The sequence below is a fragment of the Nonomuraea recticatena genome (assembly GCF_039533245.1).
GTDB classification, from domain to species: Bacteria; Actinomycetota; Actinomycetes; order Streptosporangiales; family Streptosporangiaceae; genus Nonomuraea; species Nonomuraea roseola.
In genome coordinates this window covers 1-18,290 of the sequence record NZ_BAAATE010000065.1, presented here as the reverse complement: position 1 = coordinate 18,290, position 18,290 = coordinate 1, and the positions used below count along the sequence as shown (strand labels likewise).

Annotated in this window: 15 protein-coding genes and 2 pseudogenes; 5 read left to right on the top strand and 12 right to left on the bottom strand. The window is 70.1% G+C overall.

The features are described from left to right. Positions 1-180: 180 nt before the first annotated feature. The 3 genes from ABFX50_RS49200 to ABFX50_RS49190 form a co-directional block, all read right to left on the bottom strand. On the bottom strand, positions 181-1,071 hold the full coding sequence (locus ABFX50_RS49200; protein WP_346157882.1) for a hypothetical protein: 891 nt from the start codon (positions 1,069-1,071) through the stop codon (positions 181-183). A 1-nt stretch (position 1,072) separates the two neighbouring features. Then, complete coding sequence (locus tag ABFX50_RS49195; RefSeq protein WP_346157880.1) at positions 1,073-1,546, bottom strand: glycine-rich domain-containing protein; 474 nt, start codon at positions 1,544-1,546, stop codon at positions 1,073-1,075. 501 nt (positions 1,547-2,047) lie between these two features. Next, positions 2,048-2,257, bottom strand: coding sequence for a hypothetical protein (locus ABFX50_RS49190; protein WP_346157875.1), 210 nt, complete (start codon positions 2,255-2,257; stop codon positions 2,048-2,050). A gap of 384 nt (positions 2,258-2,641) precedes the next feature. Between ABFX50_RS49190 and ABFX50_RS49185 the strand changes: the two genes are divergently transcribed. The 3 genes from ABFX50_RS49185 to ABFX50_RS49175 are packed head-to-tail and all read left to right on the top strand — an operon-like array spanning position 2,642 to position 5,155. After that, a complete protein-coding gene (locus tag ABFX50_RS49185) occupies positions 2,642-3,760 on the top strand; it encodes a helix-turn-helix domain-containing protein (protein ID WP_346157873.1) in 1,119 nt (372 codons plus the stop codon). Continuing rightward, positions 3,757-4,431, top strand: coding sequence for a YdcF family protein (locus ABFX50_RS49180; RefSeq protein WP_346157871.1), 675 nt, complete (start codon positions 3,757-3,759; stop codon positions 4,429-4,431). Before ABFX50_RS49185 ends, ABFX50_RS49180 begins: the two co-directional genes overlap by 4 nt. Further along, positions 4,373-5,155 carry a WbqC family protein gene (locus ABFX50_RS49175; RefSeq protein ID WP_346157868.1) on the top strand — a complete coding sequence of 261 codons (783 nt, stop codon included), beginning with the start codon at positions 4,373-4,375 and terminating at the stop codon, positions 5,153-5,155. Before ABFX50_RS49180 ends, ABFX50_RS49175 begins: the two co-directional genes overlap by 59 nt. Positions 5,156-6,181: 1,026 nt before the next feature. On the opposite strand, the gene ABFX50_RS49170 is transcribed toward ABFX50_RS49175, so the two are convergent. The 5 genes and pseudogenes from ABFX50_RS49170 to ABFX50_RS49150 form a co-directional block, all read right to left on the bottom strand. Further along, positions 6,182-6,610 carry a hypothetical protein gene (locus tag ABFX50_RS49170; RefSeq protein ID WP_346157864.1) on the bottom strand — a complete coding sequence of 143 codons (429 nt, stop codon included), beginning with the start codon at positions 6,608-6,610 and terminating at the stop codon, positions 6,182-6,184. 536 nt (positions 6,611-7,146) lie between these two features. Beyond that, complete coding sequence (bioD, locus tag ABFX50_RS49165) at positions 7,147-7,890, bottom strand: dethiobiotin synthase (RefSeq protein WP_346157861.1); 744 nt, start codon at positions 7,888-7,890, stop codon at positions 7,147-7,149. Positions 7,891-7,913: 23 nt separating this feature from the next. Continuing rightward, on the bottom strand, positions 7,914-9,218 hold the full coding sequence (locus tag ABFX50_RS49160) for an adenosylmethionine--8-amino-7-oxononanoate transaminase (RefSeq protein WP_346157859.1): 1,305 nt from the start codon (positions 9,216-9,218) through the stop codon (positions 7,914-7,916). Beyond that, positions 9,211-9,618, bottom strand: a pseudogene (locus tag ABFX50_RS49155) (biotin synthase BioB); the annotation flags it as partial. The pseudogene ABFX50_RS49155 and the gene ABFX50_RS49160, both read right to left, overlap by 8 nt. Positions 9,619-9,882: 264 nt before the next feature. Further along, complete coding sequence (locus tag ABFX50_RS49150) at positions 9,883-11,112, bottom strand: MFS transporter (protein WP_346157857.1); 1,230 nt, start codon at positions 11,110-11,112, stop codon at positions 9,883-9,885. A 470-nt stretch (positions 11,113-11,582) separates the two neighbouring features. Between ABFX50_RS49150 and ABFX50_RS49145 the strand changes: the two genes are divergently transcribed. After that, positions 11,583-12,242: a recombinase family protein gene (locus ABFX50_RS49145; protein WP_346157855.1), complete on the top strand. Its 660-nt coding sequence runs from the start codon at positions 11,583-11,585 to the stop codon at positions 12,240-12,242. 16 nt (positions 12,243-12,258) lie between these two features. Here ABFX50_RS49145 and ABFX50_RS49140 read toward each other — a convergent pair whose 3' ends face one another. The 4 genes and pseudogenes from ABFX50_RS49140 to ABFX50_RS49125 form a co-directional block, all read right to left on the bottom strand. Next, entirely contained in the window at positions 12,259-15,180 is a 2,922-nt protein-coding gene (locus tag ABFX50_RS49140) for a Tn3 family transposase (RefSeq protein ID WP_346157853.1), read from the bottom strand. Positions 15,181-15,347: 167 nt separating this feature from the next. Then, positions 15,348-15,826: pseudogene (locus ABFX50_RS49135) on the bottom strand (biotin synthase BioB); the annotation flags it as partial. 528 nt (positions 15,827-16,354) lie between these two features. Beyond that, on the bottom strand, positions 16,355-17,587 hold the full coding sequence (locus ABFX50_RS49130; RefSeq protein WP_346157850.1) for a tyrosine-type recombinase/integrase: 1,233 nt from the start codon (positions 17,585-17,587) through the stop codon (positions 16,355-16,357). Continuing rightward, positions 17,584-17,811 carry a hypothetical protein gene (locus ABFX50_RS49125; protein ID WP_346157848.1) on the bottom strand — a complete coding sequence of 76 codons (228 nt, stop codon included), beginning with the start codon at positions 17,809-17,811 and terminating at the stop codon, positions 17,584-17,586. The genes ABFX50_RS49130 and ABFX50_RS49125 overlap by 4 nt, the downstream gene beginning before the upstream one ends. 140 nt (positions 17,812-17,951) lie before the next feature. Here ABFX50_RS49125 and ABFX50_RS49120 point away from each other — a divergent pair. Continuing rightward, on the top strand, positions 17,952-18,290 hold a 339-nt coding region (locus ABFX50_RS49120), incomplete at its 3' end, for a hypothetical protein (RefSeq protein WP_346157846.1).

Genomic DNA, 18,290 nt, shown 5'->3' with positions numbered 1-18,290 from the left:
GTAGGTGCCGCGTTCCTGGGCTCGGCGCAGGCACACTTCCGGGTCGCCGAGCAGGAACACCGCCAGGTCGGCGCGGAGGGCGTGCCGGTAAAGGTGGGTGATGAACTCGAGGTCGGCGCCGTCGAGCCGGTCCAGAACGAACGCCGAGCGCCTCACGCCCGGGTTCCCGGCTCAGCAAGGTCAGACGACGCCGAGCCGGAAGCGGAGCCAGGCGCGACCCGCCTCAGCGGCGCGGGCCCGGAAAGCGCGGCCGTCCTGGGGACCGAACTGGGCCTTGTAGAGCCGGAACAGCGTCCACAATGCGACGAGTCCAGTCACCGCGGCGGGCGGGGCTGTCCGCCAGGCGGGCACCAGCTCCAGTAGGTCCTCGGTCTGGGCGGGGGTGTGGCCGGCCTCGATGAGGCGGGGGGCGAGCATGACGGGTTCCACCCATGCGGCGCCGCGTGCCGCGAACGACCAGTCGATCACCCGCACCCCTGCCGGGGTGAGCAGCAGGTTGCTCGGGCTGAGGTCGTAGTGGAGGAACGTGTCCCCCTCCACCGCGGCCAGGTCCAGGCCGTCGAGCGCGGCCTTGTACAGGCCGTGGTCGTCGCCGAGAGCGTCCTTGTCCATGAGGTGCTTGCCCTTGGCCTGCAACGGCGCGATGTTCTCGGTGACGCTGCGAGCGCCAGCGGGGCATGGCGTGAGGACGCGGCCGAGGTTGGCCACTGTGGCGAGCACCGGGTGTAGATCTGGGGAGCCTGGTGACAGGTCGGCCTCGCGGGCGTGCTCGAGATACTCGAAGCCCATCACGTGCCAGCCGTCGACCAGGTCGCTCCACAGCAGGCGCGGCGCGGCCACGGCGGCGGGTAGAGCGCGGGAGGCCCACTGTTCACGGGTATGCAGGAACGCGGCGGTGTTGTCGGCGTTGATGGCCTTGAGGAACACGCTGCCGCGTTCGGTGTGCAGGCGGGCGGCGACGCCCGGCATGATGCCGCTGGTCGCGGTCTCGACCTTGACGACGGCGCCGCACCGGTCCTGGACCGCGGCGCGGACGGAGTCGGGCAGGTCTTCCCAGTCGAGTCGGGTCACGTCATGCCTCCGGGGCGGGGTCGTCGAAACAGCCCTGATGACACTGGCTGCACTTGGCCTCGTGCAGCCACAGTTCCAGATCGACGGGCAGGTGCGCGGCGCGCATCGCCTCGATGGTCGCGCCGATCCTGTCCACCGCTGCGGCGCCGGTGGCAGGCTCGTCGTCGGGCGCGTGGTGGATCATCCGTCCCGCGACCTGGTTGCAGAAGCGGGTGTAGTCGTGGGTGAAGAGGATGAAGGTGTGCCAGCCCACGTCCACCTGAGGGGACGGGGCGAGGCGGGCGCCGGGGTTGGCCCCGCACGCCATCAGGAACGCCAGCGCCTGCGTCATGACGCGGCGGGCGTGGGCGTCGTCGAAGGCGGGGTGGTCGGCGAGGATACGGGCCACGAGCCGCTCGAACAGCGGCGTAGAGATGGCGGCGGTCGGGTCGATGACGTCAGCCTGGGCGGGCTGCTCCGTCGTCGGGGTGGTCATGTGCACTCCCATCATGGGTGACGGTCAGGTGCTGGATCGTGCGCGGGAGGAGCGGCCGTCACCTCCTTCGGCGGGTGGGCTGGGGTGTCGCTGGCAGCGGAAAGGGGCTCGGAGCGGGGCGGCCTGGGGCGCCCCAGGGCCCACAGCATGATCGAGTTCATGGCTTCTGCCTTCGGTGGTGCCTCCGACCGCGGGAGGCGTGCCGCCCGGGCGGTGATCACGCAGGCGGGAGCAGCTCCCGGGGTCGGAGGTAGGGGACTGGCGGACCTCGCCGGCGGGCCGCTGAGCTGGGGTGGGCCGCGCCTGTGTGGGGATGAACGAGGTTCGCCAGAGCTCAAGTTCAGCGTCTGCCATGCGCAGGCGCAGCTGGTGTTCGGTGGGAGCCTCCACAGTCACGCAGCGTCTCGGGTCGGCCATGTGCCAGGCGGTGAAGACGCGCCCGTACGGCCGCCACATCACCAGCCACGCCCTGTCCTGCACAGCCATGGCGCGCGCTGCCGCTCATGCTCGCCCCGCGTCGAAAGCGCTGACCGTGGCCAGCCCCGTCGCACGATGAGCGGGCAGGGATCGCCGCCGCTCGACCAGGCGCCCGCCCCTGACGAGCAGAAGGCGGGCCCCCACGCCGGTGATCCGCCGCGCACGCTCAGGAGCGACCTGGCGCGGCCCCAGATGAGCCAGCGCTGGCAGCACCACCCCGTACGTGTTCGACACAGACAATTCGACACAGACAAGACGTCCAGCAGCCCCGCGAACGCGGCCCCGCCGCCCCGGTCGGTGAAGACTCCCGCGAGCTGCAGCTCGTGCTGTCGGCAGTACTCGGCGAGTGCGTCACGCAGCGCGTGACGGCGGGCGGGTGCCGACCTCAGCAGCCGGAGGTAGCCGTACACGACCGGGCCGGGCATCGGCCGTTGCTCGGTGAGTGGCTCCGTCATGGTTCCCGTCCCAACAGGTCCTGAGCTGCGCGTTTGCCTTACGTCTCCGAGCTTGGCCCCGGTCCTGTAGCGGCGAAATGATCGACTGTTGCACTTGCGTTGCACTTCTGTCCCACCACGGCGTTCCACATGTTTCGATGAAGGCGCCAGAAGGGAGCGACGCGTGGCCACTGTGCACCTGTGGACGGGGTTGGAAGCCCACGCTCTGCGGCGTGCGCTGCGGATGAGCGTGCGCGCATTCGCTGATCACCTCGGAGTCGCCGTCCGTACCGTCTCCAAGTGGGAGAAGCTCGGCGCCGGGACAGAGCCTCGGCCGGACACCCAGGCGATCCTCGACGTCGCGCTCGGCCGCGCCGACGCCGCCGCTCACCTCCGGTTCGAGACGCTGCTGTCCGAGCTCAGCCGGTCAACCGAGATCGGCTTGCGCGTCACCACGGCCGGTCCGCGGCTGTGGGAGTACGAGACCTGGGCCGACGACCTCGACCGGGTCGTCGTCGCCCTGAGCCGCCAAAGCTTCTCCTTCGCCGAGAACCTACTGACCCGGTGGCTCGCCCGGTACTCGCCGCGCGACCTCGACGACCGAGGCCTGTATCTGTTCGCCCGCTCCACCACGCTGCTCGGCGACCTCCACCGCGACCAGGGCACTCTCCTCGGGCCGCTGTCCGCGCGGCACAACTACATCGACGCGCATTCGGCGTTCACCCAGCTCGACATCCCCCGCAGGGTCGCCCAGCTCGACCTCTCCCTGGCGGTGGTCACCGAGATGTCCGGCAAACTCGACGCGGCCGCCCACCAGTACGAGTCCCTCGCCGTCGATGACCGGCTCAGCCGCCGAGACCGAGCCCGCGCCCGCCTGTGGGTGGGCACCGCGCTGAGCAAAGGCGGCGAGCACGACTACGCCGCACGCGTCATGACCGTCGCCATCCGCGACTTCGAGGACCTGAACGAGCCCGACGACTGGTCCGCCGCCCACCAGAAGCTCGCCCTGGCCCGCCGCGGCGCCGGCGACCTGAACGGCGCCCTGGCGCTGATCGACGTCGCCCGCTCGACAGCAGTGAGCGATGCGCCGTTGCAGCGGGTACGGCTGGACACCGCATACGGGCACATCCTGATCTCCGACCCGGCCACCGTAGATGATGGGCTGAAGACCCTCGAGCGGGCGGCGCAGGTGGCCACGAAGGTTGGCCTGGTCCATCAGCTGCGCGCGATCGAGGACATTCGACGGCTCAGCCAAGGGGCGGACGCCCCGGCGGTTACGGTGATCAGGGAGATACACGAGTGACCAGCGACGCAGCACAGCGGACCGTCACTGATGAGCAGCGCAGGCAGGCTCTGCTGATCTGGGACTACCACCAGATGCGCCACCAGCCGCGGCCGTGTGACGCGGCGATCGGGCTGGGCAGCCACGACCTGGGTGTGGCCGACGTCGCCTCCGACCTCTACCACGCCGGCATGTTCCCCACGTTGGTCTTCTCGGGCGCCACCAGCCGCACCACCGCGGCCCGGTTCCCCCGAGGGGAGGCCGTGCACTACCGCGAACGCGCCCTGGAGCGTGGCGTGCCCGACGAAGCGATCCTGCTGGAGACTCGCGCCGGCAACACCGGCCAGAACGTGACGCTGTCGCGGCAGGTGCTGGCCGAGGCGGGGATTGAACCGCGGAGCGTGCTGCTGATCTCCAAGCCGTACATGGAGCGCCGGGCGTACGCCACCGCCCGCCAGGTGTGGCCGGAGGTGGAGGTGGTGTGCGCGTCTGAGCCGCTGGAGTTCGACGACTATCTCAAGGCGATCGGCGACGACAAGCTGGTCGTGGACATGCTCGTCGGCGACCTCCAGCGGGTGATCGAGTATCCGAAGCTCGGGTTCGCCATCGAGCAGGACGTCCCAGGAGATGTGCATGACGCCTACGAGTCTCTTCTCCGCGCCGGATTCGACAGCCGCCTTCTCAGCACCTGACGCCTTCCTGGCGGGCGCGCGGCGGGTCGCCATCCACCAGCCCAACCTGTTCCCGCGGCTAACCACCCTGGCCAAGCTGTGGGCCGCGGACTGCTGGGTCGTGCTGGACAACGTGCAGTTCGCCCGCCGGGACTACCAGCATCGCGCCCGCCTGGCCGCTCTCACCGACCCCGGCATGCGGCAGTGGCTGTCGCTGGCCACGCACCTGCCCGAGGGCCAGCCGACGCTCATCGGGGACGCCCTGCTCGCAGACCCTGCTCGCTCCCAGCGTCGAGTGGGGCAGCTGCTCCAGCAGCTCTACGGCCGCAGCCGCCACTGGCCGTTGTTCCAGGAACGCCTGGGCCCGCTGCTGTCGCTGTTCAACACCACGGACCGCCTGGCCGCCATCTCGGAGGCGTCCACGCTGATCCTGCTGAGGCTGCTGGGCTGGCGCGGACAGATCATGTCCAGCAGTGACCTTCCGGCGCGGCTTGGCCGGTCACGCCGGCTCGCAGATCTGGCTAAGGCGTGCGGGGCGCGCACGTACCTGTGCGGGACTGGCGGCATGCGGTACCTGGCCGTCGACGCGTTCACTCGGCAAGGGATCCACGTGACCGCCTTCCGTACCCCCAGCGAGGGGGTGTGGGCATCAGCGCGCGAAGTGAGCGCGGTGCGGGCCCTGATGGTTCTCGGGCCTAAGGTTCTCGCGCGGGAGCTGTCTGCGGTGGCGGTTGCGCAGTCGTGAGGGTTGGGGTCGGGAGGCCGCACCCCACCGTGCGGTCCCCATCCGCATGCCGTCGCCTTACGAGCGGCGCAAGCTCGGCATAAGGTCCGACGGTGGCACGGGCAGCCCGGCGACGGGCACCAGGAACATCAGCTTTGTCGCGGTCACTGCGAACGACCGCTTCGCCAGGTCGCGTCCCTCCGGCATGTAGAAGTTGCCCAGTTCCTCCGGCCGTCCCCACCAGGAGTGCAGTCCCTTCGGCAGCGAAGTCGGCCGGTCCGTCACCAGTGACGCCGTTGCGTAGAGCGGCCCGTCCTCGTAGTTGCGGGTCAGCGCGGCGTCCGTGACCGCCGGTGAGATGGGATGTAGCCGGGGGCCATGATCGGCTCTGAGGCCACGCGCCATGCCAGAGCCGCGATTCGCGAGCTGTCGCGGTCTTCCCGTGCTTCGGCGAGTGCTGGCGCACGTACGCGTCGTAGCGGGAACCGTGGGAGAGGCCTGGAAGGCTGGCCCGATCGCGGTCGTACTCGTGGTCGATCCAGAAGGCGCGGTGCTCTTCGTGGTAGCCCATGATGTCCTCTCTCGAGGCTTCGAACATTGTCCCGACGTAGAGGAGGGTTTCCGACGTGGCTTCGCTGTAGTCCTGGGGAAATTTCCAACGGATTTGTCTGACCTGCGACGGTGTACGGCTCTGGGACTGTGGTGTCGATTCGCTTACGGTGAAGGCGTGAGCGACGACAAGCCGTAGTTCGGGTACGGCGCGGGCGGTCGGCCGCTGTGGACCGTGCGGGATCGGAACGCTGAGGTCATCCGGACGGTGTTGCACACAGCGGGACGGCGGGAGTTCAGCGAACGACATGACGGGTTCGTCGTCGAGGGGGGAGACGATGGGGCGCCGTTCCTGGTCGCCTGCACCGACGAGGCCAAGCGCTCCGCGCCGCAGCTCACGCGGTATCAGGTCGATCTGGTGAAGGCCGGGTATCGAGGCGAGCCCGACCCGAAGACGATCAGGTGCTGCTGGTGCGGGACGGCTCGTGACCCGGTGGTCTACCGGGTGGTGGGGGAGTCAGCGGGTACGGCGACGCTGGACGGGTCGGCTTCGGCGGCGATGCGGGCGGAGGTCTCTTCACCGAGTCGCACGTAGTGGCCGAGGCTGGCCAGGTGCTGGTGGCGGCTTTTGGCTTGCAGATCGGGCGCGCTGCGCCCGGCCTGGGCGAGGTGCTGGAGCGCCGAGTGCCGCAACTGGTACAGGTCCAGCCTCGCCGGTGTGGGTCGAGTGTGGCGGAGGCGGTCTTGAACAGGTACTCGGCGCGCGTAGGGCAGCCGGCCGCGCCGGGTGGTGGGGTCAATGTCGCCGTCCGCCGGCGCTCTGGGGCCGGAGGTGGGAGCGCGCCGGTCGGCCAGGAACACCGGCCCGCTCGTGCGGCCGGCCAGCAGTCGGGGCAGCAGCCGGGCCGTGGGGGTGGCCCAGTGCACGTATTCGAGGGCGCCGCCCTTGGAGGTGACGCGGGCGCGGCGGAACTCCGGGTCGAGGTCTTCGATGTTTCAGGGTGAGGATTTCCTCGGCGCGCAGTGTCGTACGGGAGCCGCCTCTCGTAGGGCGTGCGAAGTGTCGGTGAACAGCGTCTCCAGCCGGGTGCCGGGATGGAGCGGTCGCCGCGGCGGGCACTCTTGCGGCGCTCCAGCCGCCGGGCCGGGTTGGTGGCGAGGATCTCCTGGCGCTGGGCGCCAGGTGATGAAGGACGTGAGGGCGGATAGGTGCCGGTTCCGTCGCCGCGGCGTAGTGCTCGGGCTGGAGGGCGGCGGCCGGGAACTGGGCGCCGGTGACGGTGAGCAGCCGCGTGAGGTCTCGGTGTAGCCGGCGCGGGTCGTGGCCGCGGTGTGGAGGCGAGGAAGCGGTCGACTGCTGTCGCGGTCGTCGGGCCGACCGGGGCCGGGTCGGGCTGGCCGGGGAACGCGACGACGGACAAGCCAAGCACCTCCTATACCGTCACGCGCTAAAGGCATTCGACTCACATTTGACCGGTTTCGGGATGTTGGGCAAGGAATTCGGGGTGATTCCAAGTGCCGCCGAGTTCTGGGGCGAGACAGGCGCGGGCTATGGGGAGGAACGCTTTGCGATCGTGTTTCGCGCAGCGTTCTGGCAGGGCCCCCAGGAGAGGTGCGTTCGCGACGGCTGGCAGATCGGTCAAATTGCAGCGGGTGGCCAGGTCGGGGGCGGCGGGCCAGCTGCCGATGACCAGGCCGTCCAGAGGGAGACCACGGGTGCGCAGCGCCTCCGCGGTCAGCGCCGTGGTGTTGAGGGTGCCCAGCCCGGCGGTGGTGACGAGCAGGACGGAGACGTCCACGCCGAGGCCGCGCAGCGCGACGGGGACGTCGGCGATGGTGCCGCCGTCCGGGTCGTAGCGCACGAGGAGCCCGCCCGCGCCTTCGACCAGGACGAGGTCATGGCCGTCCGCGAGCCGGGCGGCCTCCTCCGCGGCTCGGCGAGGGTGTACTGGAGCCAGGCCGCTCCTGCGGGCGCCGGTGGCTGGCGCGAGCGGCTCCGAGTAGCGGGCCAGCTCGCTGCGGGTGACGGGACCGGCCAGACGGGCGACCTCGTCCACGTCGCGCAGCTCGCCGGGGGCCAGACCGGCCTGAGCCGGTTTGAGCACGGCGACGCGGCGGCCCGCCGCGACCGCCAGCGCCGCGACGGCCGCGGTGACCACGGTCTTGCCGATCTCGGTCCCGGTGCCGGTGATGATCAGAACACGCATGAGGACGTTCCCCTCCGAAGGTGTCAGCCCGCCGCGGCGGCCGCGACCATCGCGGTGGTGACGCGACCGAGGTCGGCGTCGTCGATGACGTAAGGCGGCATGGTGTAGACGAGGTCCCTGAACGGACGTATCCACACACCGTGACACGCGGCGGCGCGGGTGGCGGCGACCCTGTCGACGTCGTGGTCGAGCTGGACGACGCCGATGGCGCCGAGCACGCGGACGTCGCGCACCCCGCCCAGCCCGCGCGCGGGGGCGAGCCCGGATCGCAGCTCCGTCTCGATCCGCTTGACCTGGCCCTCCCACGCGCAGTCCGTCAGGAGGTCGAGCGAGGCCCCCGCGACGGCGGCGGCGAGCGGATTGCCCATGAACGTGGGACCGTGGGCGAGCACGGGGAAGTCGCCGCGGCCGATGCCGTGCGCCACCTCGGGCGTGCACACGGTGGCCGCCATGCTGAGGTAGCCGCCGGTGAGCGCTTTGCCCACGCACATCACGTCCGGGGCGACGCCCGCGTGGTCGGCGGCGAACAGCGCGCCGGTCCGGCCGAAGCCGGTGGCGATCTCGTCGAACACGAGAAGGACCCCATGCGTGTCGCACAGCTCGCGCAGCACCCGCAGGTAGCCGGGTGACAGGAAGCGCATGCCGCCAGCGTTCTGCACCACCGGTTCGACGATGACGGCCGCGACCTCGTGCGCGTGCCGTTCGATGAGCTCGGCCAGGTGCGCAGTGTAGGCGGGGTCGGGCTCGGCGTCGAAGCCCGCGGGCGGGGCGTCGGCGAAGACCTGTCGCGGCAGCACGCCAGTCCACAGGGAGTGCATGCCACCCTCGGGGTCGCACACGGACATCGGCTGGAAGGTGTCACCGTGGTATCCGCCACGCCAGGTCAGCAGGCGTTGTTTGTCCGGGTGGCCGAGCGACCGCCAGTACTGCAGGCACATCTTGACCGCCACCTCGACCGCGACCGAGCCCGAGTCGACCAGGAAGACGTGCTCCAGCGGATCTGGGGTGATCTCCGCCAGGCGGGTGGCGAGGTGGATCGCGGGCTCGTGGGTGAGTCCGCCGAACATGACGTGGCTCATCCGGCCCAGCTGGTCGCGTACCGCGGCGTCCAGGACGGGGTGTCCGTAGCCGTGGATGGCGGCCCACCAGGAGGACATCGCGTCCACCAGCTCCATGTGGCCCTCGACCGGCTCTGCCAGCCGCAGTCGTACCCCGGAGGCCGATTCCACCAGCAGCGGGGCCTGACGGCCCGGCATTGGCGCGTATGGATGCCACACGTGGGTCCGGTCCAGCTCCAGCAGCTCCGGGACGGGCCGGGGGTCACGCATTGGGCGCCAGGTCGGTACCGGCACCGCGGCGGCGCAACGCCACCAGGTCGGTGCGTGCGGACTCGGCGGCCGACGCGTCGCCGTGCTTCCCAGGCTGGGCGGGCGCGGCCGCGCCGCGGTGCTCGGGTAGCCTGGCGGACCCCAGTTCCTCCACCGCGAAGCCGAGGTCCTTGATCATCTCCTGGTCGGCCTTGCCGGGCTGTCCCTCGCTGGTCAGATAGTCGCCGAGGAAGACCGAGTTGACGATGTGCAAGGCCAGGGGCTGCAGGCTGCGCAGGTGGATCTCCCTGCCCCCGGCCAGGCGGACCTCCACGTCCGGGCAGACGAAGCGCACCATCGCCAGGATCCGCAGGCACCGCTGCGGGGTGAGCTCCCACGTCTGCGACAACGGAGTCCCCTGGAGGCCCCCCGCTCCCGAAGGTGGCCCCAGCCCCAAAGTAGCTTTGTGAGTGATCACGTTGCGGTTGGCGCGACGTCGGAGTAGATGATCCAGCAGATCCTCACCGGACGGGTCCCCGAGGCGGGGTTGCGTCCCCGTCGGCGTAGAAGCCGGTGATGAACAGGTGGCGGGGCACCGTGGCGAAGGCGTGGTGGGCGGCGTCGGTGCGGATGGCGCCGAGCTCGCGCAGGTGCTCGGCCGGCCTGCGCGTCTGAGACCCACGGGTCAGATCGTCGCCGTACGGACCGTCCTGCTCAGCGTCGCCACAAGCGCGAGCACCGCCAGCCACCCCGCCAGGACGTAGGTCAGCACCGGCGCCCCCAGCAGCGCGATCAATGCCCCGCTGGCCATCGTCCCCACGGCGGCGGCTCCGCCGGTAAGGGTGTCGATGGCGCTGGTGACCCGGCCGCGGATCGCGTCGGGGGTGACGCCGAGCCGGTAGGAGTCCAGCGCGACGTTGTAGACCGGCGACACCACCGACTCGGCGAACGCCACGACCAGGAGCAGCCACCACGTCGGCGCCAGCGCGTAGAAGGGGAAGACCAGCGCCTCGACCCACAACATGGTGATCGACAGCGCCCCGAGCGGGAACCGGCGGGTGAGCGCCGGAGCTAGCAGGCTGCCGAGCAGGGCACCGGCCCCGGCGCCGGTGAAGACGATGCCGAGCTGTACGGGGTTCGCGCGCAGGTCCTGGGCCAGCACGATGATCAGGAGGAAGCCGGTGCCGAATCGCAGGCTGTCTCCGGCATCGAGCAGGGCCAGCGTCCGGATCACCGGCTTGCGCCACAACCACGACAAACCGTGGCCGACGTCGGCGAGGAGCTCGCGCGGCGTCGCCGGGGTAGGGGCCCGTTCCTGCTGGAAGCCCGCGCGGATGCCCCATAGGGAGGCGGCCGAGGCTAGGAACGAGACGGCGTTGAACGCGAACGGCACCATCCGGCCCAGGGTGTACACGATGCCGGCCACGGACGCGCCGACGATCCGCAGAGTGCTGGACATGGCCCCGACCGCGCCGAGCGCCGCGGTGAGGTCGCCCTTGGCGACGATGTTCGGCAACGCCGAGCTGTTCGCCGCTCCGAACAGGGTGCTGAGCAGGCCGTTCAGCACCGCGACCGCGTAGAGCTGCGGCATGCCCAGCACCCCGAAGGCGGCGGCCACGGGAACGGTGGCGGTCAGGACGCCGCGGCCCGTCTCGCACCAGAGCATCGTGGCCTTGCGGTCCCAGCGGTCGGCCAGGGCGCCGGCCACGAGACCGAAGACGAGATAGACGACGGTCTGGAGGCCGAGGACGATGCCGGCCTGCGTCGAGGACCCGGTCAGGGCCACGACGAGCAGGGGCAGCGCGAGGGACTGGAGCTGGTCGCCCAACTGCGAGACCAGCCGCCCGCCCAGCAGCAGCCGGAAGTCGCGCTGCCGCCAGAGAGAACGGGGGCGCGCCGAGGTGAGATCGTTCATGGTGTAGTCCTGTCGGTGAACGCGTTGTCACAGGGGCGTAGGAGGCCACAGCGGACACGCGGGCGCCACGCGACGCATGGCCGAAACCGTATCGAAGGCCGCGGAGATCACCAACCGAATATCGGTTCCGGGACGCGCACGGGACAGAGGCGGGCGCGGACGCCCTCCCGCCCCGGAACACCGGGCGCCCGACAGTGAGGTGCGTCCAGCGGGGACGGACACACCGGCCCCCGCACGATGACCGAAAAGGAGATCATCAGACCCAAGCAGAAATTGATCTCGGGGTGATGCCTCGCGAAGTGTCGGGATTAGAAGATTTAACGACACCCTCTGATTGGGCCCCGCAAGCCCCCTTGAAAACCAGACATCCAGTGACGAACCGTGACGTCAGATGGCCGGTTCCGCGCACGAATTGACGACAGGATTTTCCGACAGGCAATCGGGCTCCAGCCCTTCCCGAGGAGAGCCCGGTGCAGATCGTCTACTCCCGCGTCTCCACCGCGACCCAGTCCCTGCTACGGCAGCGCCACATCCTCACCGAGGCCGGCCTTCTCGTGCGCACCGAAGGCGTCGCCGAGGGATTCCGGCCGGCCGACGGCGTCCTCCTCTTCGAGGACCCCGCCACCACCTCCAAGATCCCTGCCCTCGACCGGCCCGAGTTCGGCAAGATCGCCGCCAAGGCGCACCCCGGCGACACCCTGACGGTCTCGGAGCTGTTCCGACTCTGCCGCGACCTGCTCGACATCCACGCCGTCCGCAACTGGTGCCACGCCCGCGGCGTCGCCCTGCGCGTCCTGTCCGGACCGCTATCGAACTTCCACGACCTGGCCGCAGGCGACGCCACCACCGCCGTCATCATCAACGTGATCACCGCCGTCGGCCAGTTCCAACGTGACATCCAGAACGAGCTCACCGTCGAGGGGATCGCCGCCGCCGAGGCCGAAGGCCGCTACCGCGGCCGGCCGCCCGCGCTGGACGGTGACCGGCGCGAGGACGTGCGGGCGGCCTTCCACGAGGGCACCTCGATCGCGGCCCTGGCACGGGCTCATGGGGTGAGCCGGGCGGCCGTGCGAACCGCCCTGGCCGACCTGCTACCCGGCCAGGGCGCGCTGCCTCGGCCATCGGCGTGATCGACGGGAAGGGATGTCAGGCGACCAGATCGAGGTCAAGACGGCGGCCCATGTCGATGTCGATCGTGCCGTACAGGTTGGCGTTGGACCAGAACAGTGGCGAAAGTCCTCGCTTGTCGGCGTCGGTCATCTTCTTCTGCCAGGCGGGGTCCTTGAGGACGGACTGAACCAGCAAAGTGTTGATGAAGACCAGCGCCGACTGCAGCAGGTGAAGGCTGAGCATGGAGACCTCCTGATGCTCCTTGTCGCTGCCGGGGATGGTGCCGGCGCTGCCGTAGAACAGGTCGGTGTTGGCGGAGTTCCAGTTCTCCACGACCTTCAGACCCTCATGGATCTCGCGGCGCAGTTCCTGCGAAGCGACGTACTCGGCGACGAACACGCTCTTGACCGCCTTGCCGAGTTCCTCGATGGCCTTGTAGGTGGGGTGCTTGGGGCCGCCGCGGGTGAAGCGTCGCAGCACCTGCTCGGCCTCGGCCGTGCCCAGCCGCAGGGCGGTGGCGTATTTCACCATCTGGTCGTACTGCTGAGCGATGATCTCCCAGTCGATCGGCTTGTCGGCCACCATGCCGGTCAGGCATGACGGGACCTGGTCATCGGCGTCGGCCTTCACCAGCTTCTGCCGGGCGATGTTCTTCATCCGCGGCAGCAGTTTGAACCCCAGCAAGTAGGAGAACGCGAACCCGACCAGGGACTGGCCATGACTATCTGTGTACTGGCGGTCGATGGTGGCGTCGGTGCAGTGCCGCAGCACGCCCTCCATCATCGCGGCGACCTCTGAGGCGTTGCAGGAACGCAGCTGGGAGTAGACGCACACCGACTTGCGGTCCACATGCCAATAGATCATGACACCGGGGCCGCCATACCGGGCGTGGTACTCGGTCATCAGGTTCGACGACCATGACCCGAACTTCTTCGAGTCCGACGCGCACGCGGTGCCGTTGCCCCACCACAGCGAATCCCGCATCCTCAAGGTGGCATTCACCAACGTGGCGATCGCCGCGCGCAGGTTGTCGCGGTTGACGAACAGGTGCCGAGTGGCGCGCAGCGCGGCCTCGCTCTCGCCGTGTCGGCCGCCGTCGGCGACCCGTTTGATCCCCACGTTCGTGCCGAGCGCGTACAGGACCGGCAGCAGGCGTTTGCGGATCACCTCGCGCGGGGTCGCCTCCCTGGTCGCGACCGTGGTGAAGGCGTCGGTGAAGTCGGTGACGAAGTCCGACTCCTTCAGGAAGTCCAGCAGGTCGATGATCCCCCAGCGGGCGGCGACCTCGGTGTGCAGCGCGCGCAGGTTCTCCGGGACCTTCAGCTTGCCCAGGTCGGGGATGTGCCAGCGCGGCTCGCCGCGGTGCGTCTTCGCCTTCGCGCCGCCGGACTTGTTCCTGGTGACCGCCTGGCCGCAGGCCGCCATCGATGCGCGCATCGCCTCCTTCAGCGTGGCGATGAACACGCTGTCATCCAGCGGCTGGCGCAGGTTCTCGTAGTGGACGTCCCGGTTGTCCTCGAAGTCGGCCGGCAGGTCCTCTTCGGGGTTGCGCCAGCGGCGGGCGCCGGCGACGTAGATCTCGCGGCGGCGCAGCGCGTCCTTCAGTGACACGATCACGCACAGCTCGTAGGAGGCCCGCTCGATGACCCCGTTGTCGTCGACGACCGCTTCCAGCCAGCCGTCCGGCACTACCCCTTGGATGGGCACGTTCTCCGAGGCGTCGTAGTGGCGGGTGGTGTTCGGGATGTCGGCGTAGCGCTGCAGCAGGTCCAGGGCGTCCATCACCGGCCGGTAGGCGGTGTTGTTGCACTTGAACTCGATCGCGGCCAGCAGCTTGGGCAGCATCCGCCGGTAGTAGGAGGTGTAGGAGCTGGTCAGCACGGTGCGCACCTGGGCCTTGAACGTCTTGGCGTCCGCTTTCGCCTCGGCCACCAGCGCCTGCAGCGTCGCCTCCCCGCCCGGCACCGCGGGGAACACCACCTGCCGGACGGTGCCCTCCGGCGCCCGCAGCGACGCTTCGGCGAGCGAGAACAGCTTCTCGGTCTTGCGGTGCACCTTCTTGGCCTCCACCTCGATCGCCCGCTCGACCTTCCGCTCTGCCCGAGTGTTGATCTTCGACACCAGGCCGATGAACAGATCGACCAGCGCGTCCGTGATCTCCGTCGTCCGCGACCAGGCCAGTGCCGCCATCAACATCAACCGGATCGCCGGCGGATTGGCCGCGAAGTCCGACGGATGCGAGGCCATCGCCCTCGCCCGCCACGAGGCCACCAACCGATCCGAATACCCGCCGAACAGATCCACCGCCAGCCCCAAAGCCTTCGCCCGCCGCAGCTTGACGACCTCCTCCAACAGAGTCTCCAGCCCCAGCCGCCCGGGGTCAGACTTCAACTCCAGCAGGAACCCGTCCTCACCCGTGGCCAGCTCCCACAGCGACCGCGCCGAGTCCGCCGACAACCCGTTCAGCACATGCAGGCAAAACTCCCGCTCGAACCGCGCCCTGCCCGCACCCACGATCCGCTCCACCCGGCCCGGCGGCTCGATCTTCAACGTCCGGCAGCGGGCCAGCAGCGCCGCCCGCAGCCCCTCGTCGGTGAACACCATCGGACAGATCTCCTCCGCCAGCCACCCGGCCAGCACGTCCTCATCCGCCCGGGTCGACTCCCGGAACCCCAGGGCCTCCCGCACCTGCGCCCGGTGGTACTCAATCGTCGACCCCGACCACCGATACTCCGCGAACAGCGCCGGATCGACCTTCACCTGCCCCGCCACGTAGTCGACGGCAGCCTTGGGCACCTCGCCCGCGTGCCGCGGGAACCGTCCCTCCTGCTCGAAGAACTTCAGCAACATACCGAAGCCCAGACGCGTCGCACCGGTCTTGTTCCCCACCAGCTCCCAGTCGCCATCCAGCAGCGTCCAGGCCGCGATCAGCTCCTCCGGCTCCCACTCTCGACGCATCCCCGCCGCTCCCTTCGCCCGACCGACCCCCCGAGAACAGGGCAACACGATCGAACGGGGAACACCCCCTACGCCCCGGTACGCGCGATTCGTGACGACCACGAACCGCAACCGTGATCTAGCTCACCGCTACTTTGGGGCTGGGGCCACCTTCGGGAGCGGAGGGCCTGGAAGGGGATCAGGAAGTTCACCGGCACCGAGTCCACCTCGAGTTCTCGCAGCGCGAAGACCACGTCCACCAGATCGGCGTCGCTCTCACCCATCCCGGCGATCAGGCCGGAGCAGGCCGACATGCCTGCCTCACGCGAACGCCGGACGGTGTCCACCCGATCGGCGAATCCGTGCGTGGTGCAGATCTTGCCGTACTCGTCTTCGGAGGTGTTGAGGTTGTGGTTGTAGGCGTGGACGCCCGCGAGCCCAGCCGCTGTGAGCAGTACGAGCAGTCCTCAGGACACAGGCCCGACTTCAGGTTGACGAGGTAGTTGAGCTTGACCCGACGGCCGAACCACTTCCGTCGCACCTTCCCGGCCGCAGCCACCACATCGAGCAGTTCGTCGTCGGAGGTCGCCAGCACGGCCAGGGCCTCCTCGCGCGTCGGCGCCTGTCCGCGCAGCCCCTTATCCACTAGCGTGGTCAACAGTTCCATGCCTCGATCCTCCGCCAGGCCGTCGGCGGCACCCGCTGGGCGATCCCGACAAGATCGTTCAGGGAAGGTTGTAGAACGGCCCTACCACGGCCACGCCCATCCCCGGGCTAGAAACGCGCCGAGAACGCCGACACTGCCGTGCGGTGGGCCATCGCCTGCCGGGACGCCGGAATCGCGGTCGGCTGCTTCCGCCCGCCATCGGTCCCGGACGGAATCTCACGGCTGCGGCTGTCCGCACGAGCGGACCTCATGCCGCAGGACATCGATCGCGCTGTCAACATGATCACCCGAACACTCCACGATGAAGCCGCAGGCCACAGCCCGAACAGCTGCACCTTTGCACGACGATGACGACGGCCCGCGCCGTGCGCGGGCCATCACGCCCACCACCGCCTCCTCCACCTGCGCGCAGGATCGCTCAGGGCGTCAGCCCCAGCTCGCGCAGTTGCGCGAGCCGCAACGGCCGCCAGCCCCCGCCGCCGAGTTCGGCCCTCGTGGTCATCCCGAGTGGCTCTCCTCGGCCTCGCTCTAGCTCGACTCAGAGCTCTCCTGGCGCCGATAGAGCACGTGCCCGATCAGGCTCTTGTTGCGGCCCTTGTACCGGAAGGTGGTCTCGATGGAGGCGTGCTGCGCGGCAGCTTGAACTTCTTCGGGCCGGGCTCCGGCGTCCAGGAGTTCGGTGATGGTCGTGGCACGCAGCATGTGCGGGTGCAGAGCCGCGGCTTCCTGCGCGGGCATGCCGCCGGCGATCGCGGCCGCGGTGAGCGCGGCGCTGATCCACCAGCGGTCGATGGGGCCGCCGTCGTCACGGGTGAACAACAGCTCGGTGGCCGCACGGCCCGCGCCGAGTCGCTGCATGAGGGTGCGGCCGAGCTCGCTGGCGATCGGCAGCTCCACCGTTTTGCCGCCCTTGTTGATGAAGCGCACCACGGTGTGCCGGCTGCCATCGGTCGCGGTGACGGTGCGGATGTCGCCGACGGTGAGTCGGCTCACCGCTCCGGCACGGGCACCGATGTCGTCGAGAAGCGCGATCACCGCCGCCTCGGCCAGGTGCCCTTGCCCGGCCAGCTTGGCGATACCCTCTCGGACCTGCTGGTGCGCCGCCGGGATGAGCGCCTCGGTGCTGCCCTCGCTGGAGACTCGGGGCGCCCGGACGTCGGTGGCCGGGTTGGCATCGATGACCTTGCGGCGGCGCGCGTAGGTGTAGAAGCTCGACAGGTTGTTGCGCAGCTTCGCGATGGTGCGGGCAGCGAGCGGCTTGCCGGGGATGCGCACCCCGACGGTCAGCAGGCCATTGCCGGCCGCGTCCCGGTAGGCGATCAGGTGGTCCTCCGTGACCGCCAGCAGCGGCACCTCCGGTGTGAGGCTCTGCAGCCAGCGCAGGAAGGCCGCGAGGACCTGCAGGCGGGTTTGCCGGGTGCTGGCCAGCGGGGAGTCGGCCAGCCAGGCGGCGACGACGCTCCAGGTGCGCCGGTCCAGGGCGTCGACGAGGTCGACGTCGGCGCCGGGCACCTCGCCGCCGTCGCGCCGGGCCCGCCGGAGCCGCAGCCCGGCGATGTCGCCGACGCTGGCCACCAGCGGCGCCGGTGGCGGGGCAGCGGACCCGCGCGCGTGCGGGGCGAGGGGGCCGACGGGCGTCGCGGCCGCGACGCGGCCGGGCGGCAGCAGCGCGCTCGGCTCGAGCACGTCCCCGCGCTCTGGGTGCGGGCCTGCCGCCAGGGGAGGCGGCGGAGAGGCGGCGACGTCGGTGTATTCGATCATGCCGGTGTGCCGGACCGCTGCCGACGCCCGCAGCCGCCCCGCCTCCGTGCCCGGTGCCCAGTCACCGGAGCGCCTGGAGGCGCGGTGAGCGCCTGCTGGCGGATGGGTCCGTAGACCGCTCCGTCGTCGAAAATCCCGCCGTCGTCCGGCTCGGTCACCACTGTCGGGGCCTCGGCGGCGAAAGCGGGGCCGTAGCGGGCGCTGTCGTCGTACAGACCGCTCATGGGTGCACTCCTCGTCATGGGTGATCGAGCTTCTCACAGAATTGGACTTCTGTGAAGCGCTCCGTCCGGCCATTTTTAGATTTTCGCGAATCTCATAATTATTTAGTGTTTCGCGAAAAGCAGCATGTTAGAGTTCTGGCATGACCGACAGCTCGCCGCCCGGCCCGCCGGATGCCCCGGAACCTTCCTCCGACCCGGCATCGTCCGGCGCGGCGGCGCACGAGCAGCAGGCCGCGCCGCACGGCCGCTGCGCGCACGCCGGCTGCGCCACGCAGTGGGCCACCGCCGACGGGCGACCGCGGCCGCTGCTGCGGGCCGGGACCGGCCGCCCGCCCAAGTTCTGTAGCGGCGACTGCAAGGACGCCGACCGGCGCGCGCGGCAGGCGCGGCCGGCCGCCTCCGGCGACGCGATCGACGGGGCCGTCTGGGTCCGCCAGCTCGGCGAGGACGCCGGCCGCCGCGCCCCGCTGATCGAAACC